The organism is Pseudomonas abyssi (assembly GCF_003444685.1).
GTDB lineage: Bacteria > Pseudomonadota > Gammaproteobacteria > Pseudomonadales > Pseudomonadaceae > Halopseudomonas > Halopseudomonas abyssi.
Genome location: NZ_LMAZ01000001.1, coordinates 1 through 14,132, shown reverse-complemented (window position 1 = coordinate 14,132; position 14,132 = coordinate 1). Strand labels below are relative to the sequence as shown.

Below are 14,132 nucleotides of genomic sequence, written 5' to 3'. Positions count from 1 at the left end.
TTTTCTCCTTTACCGGGCCGATTGTTCAGCGAGGGCAATCGCACGAAACATGGCGCGACGCTTGTTGATGGTCTCTTCCCACTCCAGCGCGGGCACCGAGTCAGCCACAATGCCGCCACCAGCCTGTACGTGCAGTTCGCCATCCTTGATCACCGCGGTACGAATCGCGATGGCCGTGTCCATATTGCCGTTCCACGCCCAGTAGCCGACCGCGCCGCCGTAGACGCCGCGCTTGACCGGCTCCAGCTCGTCGATGATTTCCATCGCGCGAATCTTCGGCGCGCCGGACAGGGTGCCCGCCGGCAGAATGGCGCGCAGCGCGTCCATCGCTGTCAGTTCCGGCTTGAGCTGGCCCTGCACGTTGGAGACGATGTGCATGACGTTGGAATAACGTTCGATGACCATCTTCTCGGTCACCTTGACCTTGCCGATCTGCGCCACGCGGCCAACGTCATTGCGGCCCAGGTCGATAAGCATCAGGTGCTCGGCGATTTCCTTGGCGTCGGACAGCAGGTCCTGCTCCAACGCCAGATCGGCTTCTTCGGTCGCGCCACGCGGGCGGGTACCGGCAATCGGGCGTACCGTTACTTCACCCTCTTCGACACGGACCAGCACCTCGGGAGAGCTGCCAACCACGTGGAAGTCACCGAAGTTGAAGAAGTACATGTAAGGCGTCGGGTTCTGGCTGCGCAGCGCCCGGTACAGATCAATCGGCTCGGCCTTGAAGTCGATGCTCATGCGCTGGGACGGCACCACCTGCATGCAGTCACCGGCAAGGATGTATTCCTTGATGGTGTCGACCGCCCGCTCGTAATCCTCACGGGTGAAGCTGGCGCGGTATTCCAGGTCGGTATTGACCGGCGCAGCCAGATCAATCAGCTTGCGCGCCGGCGTCGGCAGGCGCAGCTGCTCAAGCAGTTGGTCCAGTCGGGCATTGGCCTGCTCGAAGGCATCGTCGGCGCTCGGGTCAGCCAGCACGATGGCGTGCAGCTTGCCGGCGAGGTTGTCGAACACCACCACTTCATCCGACACCATCAGCAGGATGTCCGGGGTACCCAGCACATCCGGATTGACCGTCGCGGCCAGGCGCGGCTCAACATAGCGCACGCAGTCGTAACCAAAGTAGCCAACCAGCCCACCATTGAAGCGCGGCAGACCCGGAATGCTCGGCACCCGATAACGGGCCTTGAAGGTCTCGACGAAATCCAGCGGATCGGCACACTCGTGGCGCTCCTGCTCGACACCGTCGACCAGCACGGTTGCGGTATGGCCGTCGACGCGCAGTACGGTGCGGGCCGGCAGGCCGATGATGGAATAACGCCCCCACTTCTCGCCGCCCTGCACCGACTCCAGCAGGTAGGAGTAGGCACCGTCGGCCAGTTTCAGATAGGTGGACAGCGGAGTTTCAAGATCTGCCAGCACCTCGCGTACAACGGGTACACGGTTGCAATCCTGGGCAGCCAGGCGAAGGAATTCGTCTCGGATCATGATCAGCCTCAAAGGCAGGGTAAGTCATACGCAAACAGGGGTGCTCGCACACGAGGGCGAGCAGGGACAGTTCAGGTACGCCAACGCCAGCGGGCGAGCGCCTTGATAACTCTCATCAGTTTGCGGTTGCTGACAAACACGGCTGATCCATCACTGGAGGGGATACCCGAGCAAGCCTATATGAGCGCGTCAAGCGAATCAACCAGCAGGTCCGGGTTTTCCGTGGCGATCGATTGGCCATGATTGTAGCCATAGCTGACCGCGACCACCGGCACGCCCGCAGCTCTGGCGGCCAGCACATCGCTGCGCGAGTCGCCGACAAACAGCGCCTGGGCGGCACTCACCGCGGCTTGCTGCATGACCCAGTTGAGCGCGGCGGGGTCAGGCTTCTGCACGGGCAGCGTATCGCCGCCCACCAGCCAGCGAAAGTAACCGTCCAGCTGCTTGTCTGCCAGCAGCTCAGGCACAAAGCGACTCGGTTTGTTGGTGACCAGCGCCAGCGGCACCTGGTCCGCCTGCAACTGATCAAGCAAGGCGCGCACACCGGGGTAGACCGTGCTGCGCGAGTGATCGCCGGCGTACGCCTCAAGAAACAGCGCCAGCGCCTGCTCGGTTGCCCCTTCATCTATATGCTCGTGCGCCATACCGCCCGCCAGCGCGCGACGCACCAGCACCCGCGCACCATTGCCGACCCAGTGACGCACCTGATCATCGCCAGCCGGATCTCGACCGAGCTGACGCAGCATGACATCGACGGCAGCAGCCAGGTCCGGCACAGAGTCGATCAGGGTGCCATCCAGATCGAACATCACCAGCTTTGGCAGTTCTCCAGCAAACAGATCGCGCAATAGCATCTCAGCGTTTTACCTGCGCCAGCTCCGCACGCATGCTGTCGATCACTGCCTTGTAGTCCGGTTTGTTGAAAATCGCCGAACCGGCAACAAAGGTATCGGCACCCGCTTCAGCGATAGCACGAATATTCTGTTCGTTGACGCCACCGTCGATCTCCAGGCGAATATCACGACCGCTGGCGTCGATCAGTGCCCGCGCCTCGCGCAGCTTGTCGAGCGTGCCCGGGATGAACTTCTGGCCGCCAAAGCCCGGGTTGACGCTCATCAGCAGCACCATGTCGACCTTGTCCATCACGTACTTGAGCGCATCCAGCGAGGTTGCCGGGTTGAACACCAGACCGGCCTTGGCGCCACCGTCCTTGATCAGCTGCAGCGAACGATCAATGTGCTCGGAGGCTTCCGGGTGGAAGGTGATGTAGCTGGCACCGGCCTCGAGAAAGTCGCCGATCAGACGATCCACCGGCTTGACCATCAGATGCACATCGATCGGTGCGGTAATGCCGTATTTGCGCAGCGCCGAGCAGACCATCGGGCCGATAGTCAGGTTGGGTACATAATGGTTATCCATGACATCGAAGTGCACGATATCGGCGCCGGCCGCCAGCACGCGGTCGACGTCTTCTCCGAGACGAGCAAAATCGGCAGACAGGATGGACGGCGCGATGGCGTAATCAGGCATGACAAACCTCGGTAAAAACGGACACGGAAAAGGTCGCCAGTGTACCGCATCCGCCGCTGTTATACTCGGCACAGACCCGAGCGCCGTATCGTCTACGGTCCAGCCGGATAACCTGCCAACCGCCCGACGGAACCTGCCCATGCGCCTGCCAGCCCTGATCGCGCTGCTCTGCCTCGCCAGCCACGCCGCCGCACAGGAACCATCTGCGCCAACACCGGACGCAGCGGCGGCCAGCGCGCCGAGCGAACGCGTCGACGCGCTGTCTCGCAACGCCCAGTATCGCAACGCACTGCAGCGCGAGATCCCGACCGACGAACAACGCCAGCTGGATTTCAACGGCGAGTCCGTCTTCGGCCTGTTTCTACCCGCAGCCAGACCGCAGCCACTGGGTGGCGTGCTGCTGATCGCGGGGTCCGGTGAGCACGCCGACTGGCCCGAGTTGATTGGTCCGGCGCGCCGCCAGCTGAGTGATGCCGGTTGGCACACGCTGGCTCTTACTCTGCCCGATGCACCGGACGGCCCGACCATCATCAGCCCGCCGATTGCCGACCCGGACAATCAGCCGCCAGGGGAAGCGCCCCCCGCCGCCGACCCGGCGCTGCTGGCCGGTAGCGAACCCGCTGATGCACCACCCGAGCCGCCCGTCAGCCTGGACTATGGCACCGCGGCCGGCGGCCTGATCAACGCCGCGCTGCAGGTATTGAAGGCTGAGGGCGCCGAGCAGATTACCCTGGTCGCCCGCCGCGACGCGGGCTACTGGGCGCTGCTGGCCACCGACAGCACCCCTGACGATCAACCACCGCAGGCAATGGTGCTGTACGAGGTGCGTCAGCCCGCTGCGGCCGAGCGCCCAAGCCTTGGCAGCCTGATGGAGGGGTGGGATAAGCCCATGCTGGAAATGCTCGACAGCAGCAGCGCTCTGGGCCAGGCGCACGCCGCCGCCCATCTGCGTATCGCCCGACGCGCCGGCCACAGCCGCTACCGACAACTGGATCTGGCACCGATTCAACGCTCGGCAGTGGCGCAGGAGATGATTGCCAAGCGGCTGCAGGGCTGGCTGGAAGCCAACTATCGGCCGGCCCAAGCCACGCCCGAAGCGAGCGAGGCGCCCTGAAGAACAGCCATCAAAAAGGGAGTTAGCGGAAGCCCTTGTGCCGACGCAGGAGCTCGTACGCCTCCTGAATCTGGCGGATACGCTCACCCGCATTGCCCTGCTCGGTACGACCCGCGCCGCGGGCGGCCAGCTTATCAGGGTGATGCAGACTGAGTTGTCGACGGTAGGCCCGCTTGATCACCTCCGGCGAGTCGTCCAGGTTAACCTTGAGCAGCGCTGCGGCGCGCTTCAGCGCGTCCTGCCGCGGGACGGCCGAACGACTGCGCGGCGGCGCCTGCGTTCGCTGGTGGCGCTGGTGCATGCGCTGCTGCTCAGCCTGCCCCAGGCCCGCTTCGCCAGCCCAGACGAACAGCAGAGTGCGCACCTCCTCATTCAGCTGCCCCGGGACCACCGCCATGCGCCAGCTGCTGTCGAGCAGCTCGGCGGCGCGTGCCGGCTCGCGCTTGCGCAGAGCGCGCACCAGAGGGGCCAGATCACCGGCCGTCTTGCCCTCGTTAAAGTCTCGCATGGCACGCAGTCGCGCCGCTTCATCCAGGCGATATTGCTGCATCAGATCACGCGCCAGCTGCAGATGCGCCTGACTGACGCGCCCACTGGCCTTGGCCAGGCGACCAAGACAGAGAAACAGCACGCGTTCAAAACCACTGTCACCCAGGCGCAGCTCGGCCAGACGGGCCGGCAGATCCCGCCAGCGCCGCAGGCGCCAATGACGGTCCAGCGCGTGTCCGACCACAGCGCCCAGCAGCGCACCGGGCAACGCGCCGCCCAGCCCCCCCACCAGCGCCCCCAATACCGTCACCGGCCAGAGCATGCTCAGACCCTCGCCTGCCGATCAGCGTCCGCCAGCCGCTCGGGTGTGCCGACGTCGATCCACGGGCCACGATAGTACTCGCCGCTGACCCGCCCCTGGTCCGCCGCCTGGCGCAACAACGGTGCCAGCGCAAAGGCCCCGTCGGGCTGGTCGACCAGCAGCGCCGGGTGCAACACCGCGATGCCGCTGTAGGTGAGGCCGCGCTGGCCGCTCGCAGGGTTACCGACCTCACCGTCGTGCAGCAGAAAGTCACCGTTCGGGTTGTGCGCGGGGTTGTCGATCAGCACCAGGTGGGCCAGTTTGCCGGGCGGCAGGCTCAGGTGGGCAAAATCAAACCGGGTCCAGACATCACCGTTGACCAGTACAAAGGGGGCATCGCCCAGCAACGGCAGCGCACGACGGATGCCCCCACCGGTTTCCAGCGGTTCGCCTTCGGCGGACCAGCTGATCGCCACGCCCAGCGCCGCACCGTCGCCAAAGAACGCCTCGATCTGCTCACCCAGCCAGGCGTGATTGATCACCAGCGACCGCAGGCCCGCGGCCGCCAGCGCCTCGATATGCCATTGCAGCAGCGGCTTGTCCGCCACCTTGAGCAGCGGCTTCGGGGTGTGCAGTGTCAGCGGACGCATGCGCTCGCCCTTGCCCGCCGCCAGGATCATCGCCTTCATGCCGCCGGCATCTCCAGGCTGTCCAGCAGCTCACTCAGCGGCTGCAGCCGCACATCCTCGGTACAGGCCTCACGCAGATAGCGGACAAAGCGCGGCGCGTCAGCCAGATAGTGCGGCTTGCCGTCACGGTGGCAGATGCGCGCAAAGATCCCCAGCACCTTGAGATGGCGCTGCACGCCCATCAGCCGGGCCTGATCCAGAAAGCTTTCCAGCTGCGCCGGCACCGGCAGAGCGGCAGCTGCTGCCTGCTGCCAGTAGCGCGTCAACCATTGGCGCCGCTCGGCAGCCGACCAGCTGTAAAAGGCATCGGCAAACAGCGAGGTCACGTCGTAGCTGATCGGGCCGTAAAGCGCGTCCTGAAAGTCCAGCACACCGGGCTCGCCGTCCGCCACCATCAGGTTGCGCGGCATGTAGTCACGGTGCACATAGACCTGCGCCTCGCCCAGATTGCTGTCCAGCAGCAACTGCTGGAGGGCATCCCACAGGCGCTGCTCGTCGGGGCTAAACGCGCGCGCCAGCACCCGCGCAACATACCACTCGGGAAACAACGCCAGCTCACGGCGCAGCACCGCCTCATCATAATCAGGCAGCACACCGGGCCGACTGGCCTGCTGCCAGCGGATCAGACTGCCGATGGCGCCGGTGAACAGGCGCTCGCGCTCGGCGTCGCTGACGCCCTGTTGCAAGTACTGCAGATAGGTCTGGGCGCCCATGTCTTCGAGCAGCAGAAACCCCTGCTCCAGATCGTCGGCAAAGATACGCGGCACGCGCACACCCGCCGCCTGCAGCAAGCCGGTAATCCGCACAAAGGGCTCGCTGTTCTCGTGCGCCGGCGGCGCATCCATAATAATCAGGCTGCGCTCGCCCGCCTGCCAGCGAAAATAACGGCGAAAACTCGCATCGGCGCTGGCCGGTGCCAGCTCGCCCGCGGGCAAGTCGGCCCATTGCAGGGTCGCCGCTGCCTGGGGCAGCGCCCGGGTCAGCCATTGCTGCATCTGCTGCTGTCGTGAGTCCATCAATATCCCAATCTCGCCTATCGGTTGCCGTGCCAATTCGTACTCAGGCATCGCTCAATGCTTTATTATCCGTTATCTTGCTGCACTGACACAGCATGCAGATTGCATTCTCCTCGCACAAGGCGTCGCGAGCACGCACCGACTGGAAGCCCGGATAACGACATAATGGCCTACCGTACTCCACCCTTTCGCACTTCTTTTCCCATGTTGCTGGCCAGCTCCTTGCTGCTGGCCCAGCCACTGAGCGCTGTTGCCAATCAACAGGTACAGTGCCGCCCGTCCGGCAACAGCTGGGCTTGTGAACCCCTGCAGACCCGCGGCGAACTGCCGCCCCGGCCGCCGCGCCCGGCTCCAACCCCTGCGCCGATCAGCGAGACCGTCGTAGCGGCAGCCGCTACCGGCGCCGGCCGCCCCACCGCCAGCACCGACTTCAGCCGCCTGGACTGGGTCCCGCGGGAACAGCTGAGCGCTGAGCAGCAGGCCGCCATTGCGCCCTACTGCGGCGGCGCCTATGTCGAACCGGAACGCACCGGCCGTGACGACCCGACACCGTTCGATCAACTGCCCGTCTACGCCTCGGCCGACAGCAGTCGCTTTGAGCAGGACAAGCAGACCGGCGTGCTACAAGGTGACGTTCTGCTGCGCCAGGGCCGCCTGCAGGCCCGCGCTGACCAGGCCAGTTTTGACCAGGCCAATGCCCAGGCCGTGCTGGAAGGCAACGTCCGCCTGCGCGACCAGGGCGTACTGGTGCTGGGCGACAGCGCATCCATGCGCATCGACAACGGCGAGACGCGAATCGACGGCGTCGAGTACGTCGTCCATGACGCCCGCGCCCGCGGCACCGCCAGCAAACTGATGCGCCGTGATGACGCCATCATCGTGATCAGCGAAGGCAGCTACACCACCTGCGAGCCGGGCCAGAACAGCTGGGCGCTGCACGGCGACGACATTGAGCTGGACCGCGAGAAAGGCTGGGGCGAAGCCCGTCACGTCACCCTGCGCGTCAAGGACGTGCCGGTGTTCTACACGCCGTATATCTACTTCCCGATTGATGACCGTCGTCAGACCGGTCTGCTGCCGCCGAGTTTCAGTCACTCGACCGACAACGGCACCGAGATCGAAACGCCGTACTACATCAACATTGCGCCAAACTACGACGCCACCCTGTACCCGCGCTACCTCTCCGAACGCGGCCTGCAGATGGAGGGCGACTTCCGCTACATGAAGCCGGACAACGAAGGCACGCTCACCGCCGCCTTCCTGGACGACAGCGAATATGGCGAAAACCGCTGGCTATACGGCTGGCAGCACCAGGGCGGCCTGCAAAGCCGCTGGAGCACCGACGTCGAGTACGTCGACATCAGCGACCCCTTTTACTTCCAGGACCTGAACACCGCCCTGGAGGCCCGCTCAGACACCTATGTCAACCAGCGCGCCGGCATTACCTACCGGGGTGACGGCTGGCGCTTCCGCGCTGGCGTGCATGCCTACGAGCTGGCCACCATCACCTCGCTGACGCCTTACGAGCGCCTGCCGCAGCTGCGCCTCGACGGCGCCAACTGGCTGGGCGATACCGGCCTGCGCTTCGGTTATGACCTGGAATACGCCTTCTTTGATCGCGACCTGGGCGACGGCTTCATCACCGGCCAGGACGGCATTCAGCTCGACAGCCTGGGCAACCCGATTCTGACCCCCGACGAAAACCTGACCGGCCTGCAACGCGCCACCGGTCACCGGGTCAGCATCAGCCCCAAACTCAGCTACCCCTGGCGCAACAGCTGGGCCTTTGTCACGCCCAGCGTGCGCACCCAGACCACCTACTACGACCTGGACTTCGACGCCCGCGCAGACGGCTTCAACTACGCCGATGCCAATACCACGCCGTCCAGCACCGTGCCGGTGGCCGCGCTGGATGCCGGCCTGTACTTCGACCGTCAGACCAGCTGGTTTGGCAAGGGCCTGCGTCAAACCCTGGAGCCGCGTGCCTTCTACCTGTACGCGCCGCACGAAGACCAGGACGAGCAGCCGCTGTTCGACACCAACCAGAACACCTTCAGCTACAACTCGCTGTTCCGCGACAACCGCTTCAGCGGCCGGGACCGCGTGGCCGATGCCAACCAGCTGTCGCTGGGCCTGACCAGCCGCGCGCTGGAGTCCAATGGCACCGAGCGTGCCCGCGCCAGCTTCGGCCAGGTTCTGTATTTCCGTGACCGCGAAGTCCAGATGCTCGACGCCAACGGCGTCGCGCGCAGCGCCGACACCTCGTCATCCTCCGCCTACGCCGCCGAGGTCATGTACCGGGTCAGCGACGCCTGGCGTGTCAACGGCGACATCATCTGGGATCCGGACGACAGCGGCAGCGACGCCGGCAGCGTCTTCGCTCATTACCAGCCCGAGCCACGCAAGGTGCTGAACATGGGCTATCGCTACCGCAACAACATCAACACCTACAACGCGCTGACCGGTACCTTCCAGCACGACCCGGACAGCCGTATCGACCAGTCCGACCTGTCGTTCATGTGGCCACTCAATCCGCAGTGGAGCCTGATCGGCCGCTGGCAGCACGACTTTGCCGACGATCGAACCCTCGAAGCCTTCGGTGGTCTGGAGTACGACAGCTGCTGCTGGAAACTGCGCGTGATCAACCGCTACTGGGTTGACTACAACGAGTTTGAATCGGTCGCCCGCGACGAATCCAACCGCGGCATTTTCCTGCAGGTGGTCCTCAAGGGCCTCGGCAGTGTCAGCGGCAACGAAGTACACAGCCTCCTCGACGAAGGCATTCCCGGTTACAGAGAGCGTGAAGATAATGCATTCTAAGTTTGTTACAGCCCTCAGCCTGTGTGCGGGCCTCCTGTTCAGCGCCTCCAGCCAGGCGGCCGTCGAGCCCCTGGACCGGGTCGCCGCCATCGTCGATAACGACGTGGTCATGGCCAGCCAGGTCAATGAGCGGATGGCCTCGGTGCGCCAGCAACTGGCGCAGAACGGCGCTGAAGCGCCGGCCGAGAGCGAGCTGCGCAGCCAGGTACTCGACCGTCTGATCCTGGAAAGCATCCAGCTGCAGATGGGCGAACGCGCCGGCATGCAGATTGACGACGAATCGCTGAACCAAACCATGCAGCAGATCGCCGCCCGCAACGGTGCCACCCTGGAGCAGTTCCGCGCCGCGCTGGAGCGCGACGGCATCAGCTTTCAACAGGCCCGCGAGCAGATCCGCCGCGAGATGATCATCAACCGCGTACGTCAGCGCCGGGTCCGCGACAACATCCAGGTCAGCGATCAGGAAGTGCGCAACTTCCTCAACTCCGAGGTCGGCAAGTACCAGACTTCTGCTGATTTCCGCCTGGCGATGATCGTACTGCCGCTGGCAGAGAACGCCAGCCAGGCCGAGGTCGAGAAAGTCGGTCGCGCCGCAACCGACATCTACAACCAGCTGCAGCAGGGTGCGGACTTCAACACCCTGGCCGCCAGCCGTTCGGCTGGTGACACCGCGCTGGAAGGTGGCGAACTGGGCTGGCGCAAGGCGGCCCAGCTGCCGGGTCCGTTCGCTTCCGCGGTCAACGCCCTGGAGATCGGCGGCATCACCCAGCCGATGCGCTCGCCAGCCGGTATCCATATCCTCAAGCTGCTGGATCGCCGCGGCGGTGAAGGACAGATGATCGAGGAGTTCCACGTCCGTCACATCCTGATCAAGCCCAGCGAAATCCGCACTGACGGCGAAGCCGCCCAACTGGCCCAGCGCATCTACGAGCGTATCCAGAATGGCGAATCCTTCGCCACCCTGGCCAAGTCCTACTCCGAGGATCCAGGCAGCGCGCTGAACGGCGGCGACCTGGACTGGGTGACGCCGGATGCAATGACCCCGGAATTTGGCGAAATGATCACCAGCACGCCGCTCAACACGCTGACCCGGCCGTTCCAGAGCCAGTTTGGCTGGCATATCCTGGAAGTGCTGGGCACCCGCGACGTTGATATGACCGACGAGATGCGTGAGCAGCAGGCTGCCAACCTGATCCGCAGCCGCAAGTACGAAGAAGAGCTGCAGACCTGGCTGTTGCAGATCCGCGATGAAGCCTACGTGGAGATCAAGAACGGGTGAGTCCGGCACGCCTGGCCATCACCGCTGGCGAGCCGGCGGGCATTGGCCCCGACCTGTGTCTGATGCTGGCGCAACAGCCGGCCAGCTGCGAGCGGGTGGTGATTGCCGACCCGCAGCTGCTGGAGCAGCGCGCCGCCCAGCTCGGACTGTCCGTCGAGCTGCAGCCGTTTGACCCGGATGCGCTGCCCGCCGCGCAGGCCGCCGGCCAGTTGAGCGTGCTGCCGGTCAGCCTGGCCGCACCCTGTCGGCCGGGCGAGCTGAACGCCGCCAACGCCGGCTATGTACTCGAAACCTTGCGCCTGGCTGGTGCCGGCGCACTTGCCGGCAGCTTTGACGCTATCGTCACGGCACCAGTGCACAAGGGCATCATCAACGACGCTGGCGTGCCCTTCTCCGGGCACACCGAGTTCTTTGCCGAGCAAACCGCGACCGAGCAAGTGGTGATGATGCTTGCCTGCCCCGGCCTGCGCGTGGCCCTGGCCACCACGCATCTGCCGCTGCGCCAGGTCGCTGACGCCATCACGGGTCCGCTGATCGAGCGCGTCATGCGCATCCTGCACAACGACCTGCTCAGCAAGTTCGGCATCGCCACGCCGCGTATTCTGGTCTGCGGCCTGAATCCGCACGCTGGCGAAGATGGGCACCTGGGAGGTGAAGAGCTGGACGTGATCATCCCCGCGCTGCAGCGCCTGCGCGCCGAGGGCATGCAGCTGATCGGCCCGCTGCCCGCCGACACCCTGTTCACCCCCAAGCACCTGGAGCAGGCCGACGCCGTGCTGGCGATGTACCACGATCAAGGGCTGCCGGTGCTCAAACACAAGGGCTTTGGCAACGCCGTCAACATTACCCTGGGCCTGCCGATCATCCGCACTTCGGTGGACCACGGCACGGCGCTCGACCTGGCCGGAACGGGTCAGGCCAACCCCGGCAGCCTGCAGGTTGCCCTCGATACCGCCATCCAGATGATCGCCGCCCGGAGGGCTGTATGAGTCAGTTTCCGCAACACAAGGCGCGCAAGCGCTTTGGCCAGAACTTCCTGCATGACGCCGGCGTCATCGACCGCATCGTCCGTTCGATTCGCCCGCGCGAAAGCGACCATCTGGTCGAGATCGGCCCCGGTCAGGGCGCCATTACCTCGGGTCTGCTGGCCAGTGGTGCACAGCTTGACGTGGTTGAGCTGGATAAGGACCTGCACCCGATACTGATGGGCCAGTTCGGTTTCCTTGAGCGCTTCCGTCTGCATAAGGGCGACGCCCTCAAGTTCAACTTCCGCGACCTCGCCACCCGAGGCGAGAAGCTGCGCGTGGTCGGCAACCTGCCCTACAACATTTCCACCCCGCTGATGTTCCACCTGCTGTCGCAATCGGACTGCATCGAAGACATGCACTTCATGCTGCAGAAGGAAGTGGTGCAGCGTCTGGCTGCCACCGCGGGCATGAACCATTACGGACGCCTGGGCATCATGGTGCAGTACCACTGCCGCGTAGAACACCTGTTCGACGTTGGCCCCGGCGCCTTCAACCCGGCGCCCAAGGTCGACTCGGCCATCGTTCGCCTGGTGCCGCACGCCACGCTGCCGCATCCGGCTGACGACGCAGGCGTGCTGGAAGTGCTGGTACGCGACGCCTTCAACCAGCGCCGCAAGACCCTGCGCAATACCCTGAAGGCGCTGCTCACGGCTGAAGAGATCGAGGCCGAAGGCATCGACCCGGGCACCCGTCCCGAGCAGGTTGACCTGGCCGGCTTTGTCCGCCTGGCCAACCGCCTCACCCGCAAACAGGCGGCCAGCGCATGAGCGACTATGCCATCGCGGTGAGTGTGCAGACCCGCTACCTGCCGGAACAGTCCGACCCGCAGAAAAAGCGCTTTGCCTTTGCCTACACCATCACCATCGCCAACCAGGGCTGTGTAGACGCCCAACTGCTGTACCGACACTGGCTGATTACCGATGGCAACAACAAGCAGCAACGGGTGGACGGCCCCGGTGTGGTCGGCGAACAACCCGTCATCGCCCCAGGCGCCAGCCACACTTACACCAGCGGCTGCCTGCTGGAGACGCCGGTGGGCACCATGGAAGGCAGTTACGACATGCGCGCCAGCGACGGGCACAGCTTCAGCGCCACCATCGCCCGCTTTCGCCTGGCCCAGCCACACGCACTCAATTGACGCTGCCTTATGACTACCTACGCCGTTGGCGACATTCAAGGCTGCCTGAAGCCCCTTCAATGCCTGCTTGCCGAGGTTGACTTCAACCCGTCAAAGGACGTGCTCTGGTCGGTTGGCGACATGGTCAATCGCGGCCCCGACTCGCTGGCGACCCTGCGCTATCTCAAGCAGCTCGACAGCGCCTGTATCGCCGTACTCGGCAACCATGACCTGCATCTGCTGGCCGCCAGCCGCAACGGCAGTCGCGTGCGCAAATCCGATACCCTCAAGCCGCTACTCAAGGCCGACGACCGCGACAGCCTGCTGGACTGGCTGCGCCGCAGGCCGCTGGCCCACTTCGATGCTGAACTCGGCTTTGTCATGACCCATGCCGGCATCCCGCCTATCTGGACCGTCAAGCAAACCCTTGAGCTGGCCGAGGAAGTGGAACGAGTGCTGCGTAGCGACAAGCGCCTGCCCGACTATCTGGACGAGATGTATGGCAACGAACCCTCACGCTGGAAGTCCAGCCTCAAGGGCATCGACCGTCTCCGCGCGATCACCAATTATCTGACCCGCATGCGCTTCTGCAAACCCGACGGCACCCTGGAATTCAAATCCAAGGAGGGGCTGGACACCACGCCCAAGGGCTATGCTCCCTGGTTCCGCTATCCGCGCAAGGACCCGGACATTCAGATCATCTTTGGCCATTGGGCCGCTATCGAAGGCCGCACCGGCACCCAGGGCATACACGCGCTGGATACCGGCTGCGTCTGGGGCAGCCGCATGACGCTGATGAACCTGGACACCCGCGAACTGCACCACTGCGACTGCGATCACTGACCCGGCGAGAACACCATGAGCGATTTCAAACGCATCGATCCGCGCACCGCCAGCCAGTTGCTGGACAGCAACGCCCAGCTGGTTGATATCCGCGACCCGCAGAGCTTCGACGTTGGCCACATTCCAGGCGCCATCCGCCTGGATAACGACAACCTCGCTGACTTCGTCGCCAACGCCGACCAACAGGCGCCCTTGATCGTCTGCTGCTACCACGGCAACTCCAGCCAGGGCGCCGCCGCCTACCTGGCCAGCATCGGCTTTGCCGAGGCCTACAGCCTGGATGGCGGTTTTGACCTGTGGCGGCAAACTTATCCGGCGCGAGTTAGCTGCGAGTAAGGTTTCAGCGCGTTGCTTTTAGCCTCAACATCGCGCCGCTGTCGACTCCGCCTTTCGCCTTTTACGGCGAGTTAAGGGGGGG

At 64.6% G+C, this 14,132-nt stretch carries 14 protein-coding genes; 8 read left to right on the top strand and 6 right to left on the bottom strand.

Annotated features, from left to right (window positions below; genetic code table 11):
* Nucleotides 1-9: 9 nt before the first annotated feature.
* From trpE to rpe, 3 genes are all read right to left on the bottom strand, one after another.
* Nucleotides 10-1,488 (bottom strand): anthranilate synthase component I, encoded by a 1,479-nt coding sequence (trpE, locus tag ASB58_RS00070; RefSeq protein ID WP_118128913.1) that lies wholly within the window; start codon nt 1,486-1,488, stop codon nt 10-12.
* Nucleotides 1,489-1,664: 176 nt separating this feature from the next.
* A complete protein-coding gene (locus tag ASB58_RS00065) occupies nt 1,665-2,342 on the bottom strand; it encodes a phosphoglycolate phosphatase (RefSeq protein ID WP_096004354.1) in 678 nt (225 codons plus the stop codon).
* A gap of 1 nt (nt 2,343) precedes the next feature.
* The gene (gene rpe / locus ASB58_RS00060) at nt 2,344-3,018 is read right to left on the bottom strand and encodes a ribulose-phosphate 3-epimerase (RefSeq protein ID WP_096004355.1); all 675 of its coding nucleotides are present in this window, start codon (nt 3,016-3,018) and stop codon (nt 2,344-2,346) included.
* 139 nt (nt 3,019-3,157) lie between these two features.
* Between rpe and ASB58_RS00055 the strand changes: the two genes are divergently transcribed.
* Nucleotides 3,158-4,132 carry a DUF3530 family protein gene (locus tag ASB58_RS00055; RefSeq protein ID WP_181977842.1) on the top strand — a complete coding sequence of 325 codons (975 nt, stop codon included), beginning with the start codon at nt 3,158-3,160 and terminating at the stop codon, nt 4,130-4,132.
* A 22-nt stretch (nt 4,133-4,154) separates the two neighbouring features.
* On the opposite strand, the gene ASB58_RS00050 is transcribed toward ASB58_RS00055, so the two are convergent.
* Genes ASB58_RS00050 through ASB58_RS00040 form a run of 3 tightly spaced genes read right to left on the bottom strand, consistent with a single transcriptional unit; the run spans nt 4,155 to nt 6,678 of the window.
* A complete protein-coding gene (locus ASB58_RS00050) occupies nt 4,155-4,943 on the bottom strand; it encodes a DnaJ domain-containing protein (protein WP_118128911.1) in 789 nt (262 codons plus the stop codon).
* Nucleotides 4,944-4,945: 2 nt separating this feature from the next.
* Entirely contained in the window at nt 4,946-5,611 is a 666-nt protein-coding gene (murU, locus tag ASB58_RS00045; protein ID WP_118128910.1) for an N-acetylmuramate alpha-1-phosphate uridylyltransferase MurU, read from the bottom strand.
* Complete coding sequence (locus tag ASB58_RS00040; protein ID WP_202974570.1) at nt 5,608-6,678, bottom strand: aminoglycoside phosphotransferase family protein; 1,071 nt, start codon at nt 6,676-6,678, stop codon at nt 5,608-5,610. The genes murU and ASB58_RS00040 overlap by 4 nt, the downstream gene beginning before the upstream one ends.
* A 114-nt stretch (nt 6,679-6,792) precedes the next feature.
* On the opposite strand from ASB58_RS00040, the gene ASB58_RS00035 reads away from it, so the two are divergent.
* Genes ASB58_RS00035 through glpE form a run of 7 tightly spaced genes read left to right on the top strand, consistent with a single transcriptional unit; the run spans nt 6,793 to nt 14,050 of the window.
* Nucleotides 6,793-9,447 (top strand): LPS-assembly protein LptD, encoded by a 2,655-nt coding sequence (locus ASB58_RS00035; protein WP_118128909.1) that lies wholly within the window; start codon nt 6,793-6,795, stop codon nt 9,445-9,447.
* Complete coding sequence (locus tag ASB58_RS00030) at nt 9,437-10,726, top strand: peptidylprolyl isomerase (protein WP_118128908.1); 1,290 nt, start codon at nt 9,437-9,439, stop codon at nt 10,724-10,726. Before ASB58_RS00035 ends, ASB58_RS00030 begins: the two co-directional genes overlap by 11 nt.
* Entirely contained in the window at nt 10,723-11,715 is a 993-nt protein-coding gene (gene pdxA / locus ASB58_RS00025; protein ID WP_118128907.1) for a 4-hydroxythreonine-4-phosphate dehydrogenase PdxA, read from the top strand. Before ASB58_RS00030 ends, pdxA begins: the two co-directional genes overlap by 4 nt.
* On the top strand, nt 11,712-12,521 hold the full coding sequence (gene rsmA, locus ASB58_RS00020; protein WP_118128906.1) for a 16S rRNA (adenine(1518)-N(6)/adenine(1519)-N(6))-dimethyltransferase RsmA: 810 nt from the start codon (nt 11,712-11,714) through the stop codon (nt 12,519-12,521). The genes pdxA and rsmA overlap by 4 nt, the downstream gene beginning before the upstream one ends.
* Nucleotides 12,518-12,892 carry a Co2+/Mg2+ efflux facilitator ApaG/CorD gene (gene apaG, locus ASB58_RS00015; RefSeq protein WP_118128905.1) on the top strand — a complete coding sequence of 125 codons (375 nt, stop codon included), beginning with the start codon at nt 12,518-12,520 and terminating at the stop codon, nt 12,890-12,892. Before rsmA ends, apaG begins: the two co-directional genes overlap by 4 nt.
* A gap of 9 nt (nt 12,893-12,901) precedes the next feature.
* Nucleotides 12,902-13,714: a symmetrical bis(5'-nucleosyl)-tetraphosphatase gene (locus tag ASB58_RS00010; RefSeq protein WP_118128904.1), complete on the top strand. Its 813-nt coding sequence runs from the start codon at nt 12,902-12,904 to the stop codon at nt 13,712-13,714.
* Nucleotides 13,715-13,729: 15 nt separating this feature from the next.
* Nucleotides 13,730-14,050, top strand: coding sequence for a thiosulfate sulfurtransferase GlpE (gene glpE, locus ASB58_RS00005; RefSeq protein ID WP_118128903.1), 321 nt, complete (start codon nt 13,730-13,732; stop codon nt 14,048-14,050).
* The last annotated feature ends 82 nt before the right edge of the window (nt 14,051-14,132 follow it).

Bases quoted from the DNA above. Each gene is read 5' to 3' on its own strand.
- trpE (WP_118128913.1), bottom strand. From the start codon at position 1,488: ATGATCCGAGACGAATTCCTTCGCCTGGCTGCCCAGGATTGCAACCGT.
- ASB58_RS00065 (WP_096004354.1), bottom strand. From the start codon at position 2,342: ATGCTATTGCGCGATCTGTTTGCTGGAGAACTGCCAAAGCTGGTGATG.
- rpe (WP_096004355.1), bottom strand. From the start codon at position 3,018: ATGCCTGATTACGCCATCGCGCCGTCCATCCTGTCTGCCGATTTTGCT.
- ASB58_RS00055 (WP_181977842.1), top strand. From the start codon at position 3,158: ATGCGCCTGCCAGCCCTGATCGCGCTGCTCTGCCTCGCCAGCCACGCC.
- ASB58_RS00050 (WP_118128911.1), bottom strand. From the start codon at position 4,943: ATGCTCTGGCCGGTGACGGTATTGGGGGCGCTGGTGGGGGGGCTGGGC.
- murU (WP_118128910.1), bottom strand. From the start codon at position 5,611: ATGAAGGCGATGATCCTGGCGGCGGGCAAGGGCGAGCGCATGCGTCCG.
- ASB58_RS00040 (WP_202974570.1), bottom strand. From the start codon at position 6,678: ATGCCTGAGTACGAATTGGCACGGCAACCGATAGGCGAGATTGGGATA.
- ASB58_RS00035 (WP_118128909.1), top strand. From the start codon at position 6,793: ATGGCCTACCGTACTCCACCCTTTCGCACTTCTTTTCCCATGTTGCTG.
- ASB58_RS00030 (WP_118128908.1), top strand. From the start codon at position 9,437: ATGCATTCTAAGTTTGTTACAGCCCTCAGCCTGTGTGCGGGCCTCCTG.
- rsmA (WP_118128906.1), top strand. From the start codon at position 11,712: ATGAGTCAGTTTCCGCAACACAAGGCGCGCAAGCGCTTTGGCCAGAAC.
- apaG (WP_118128905.1), top strand. From the start codon at position 12,518: ATGAGCGACTATGCCATCGCGGTGAGTGTGCAGACCCGCTACCTGCCG.
- ASB58_RS00010 (WP_118128904.1), top strand. From the start codon at position 12,902: ATGACTACCTACGCCGTTGGCGACATTCAAGGCTGCCTGAAGCCCCTT.
- glpE (WP_118128903.1), top strand. From the start codon at position 13,730: ATGAGCGATTTCAAACGCATCGATCCGCGCACCGCCAGCCAGTTGCTG.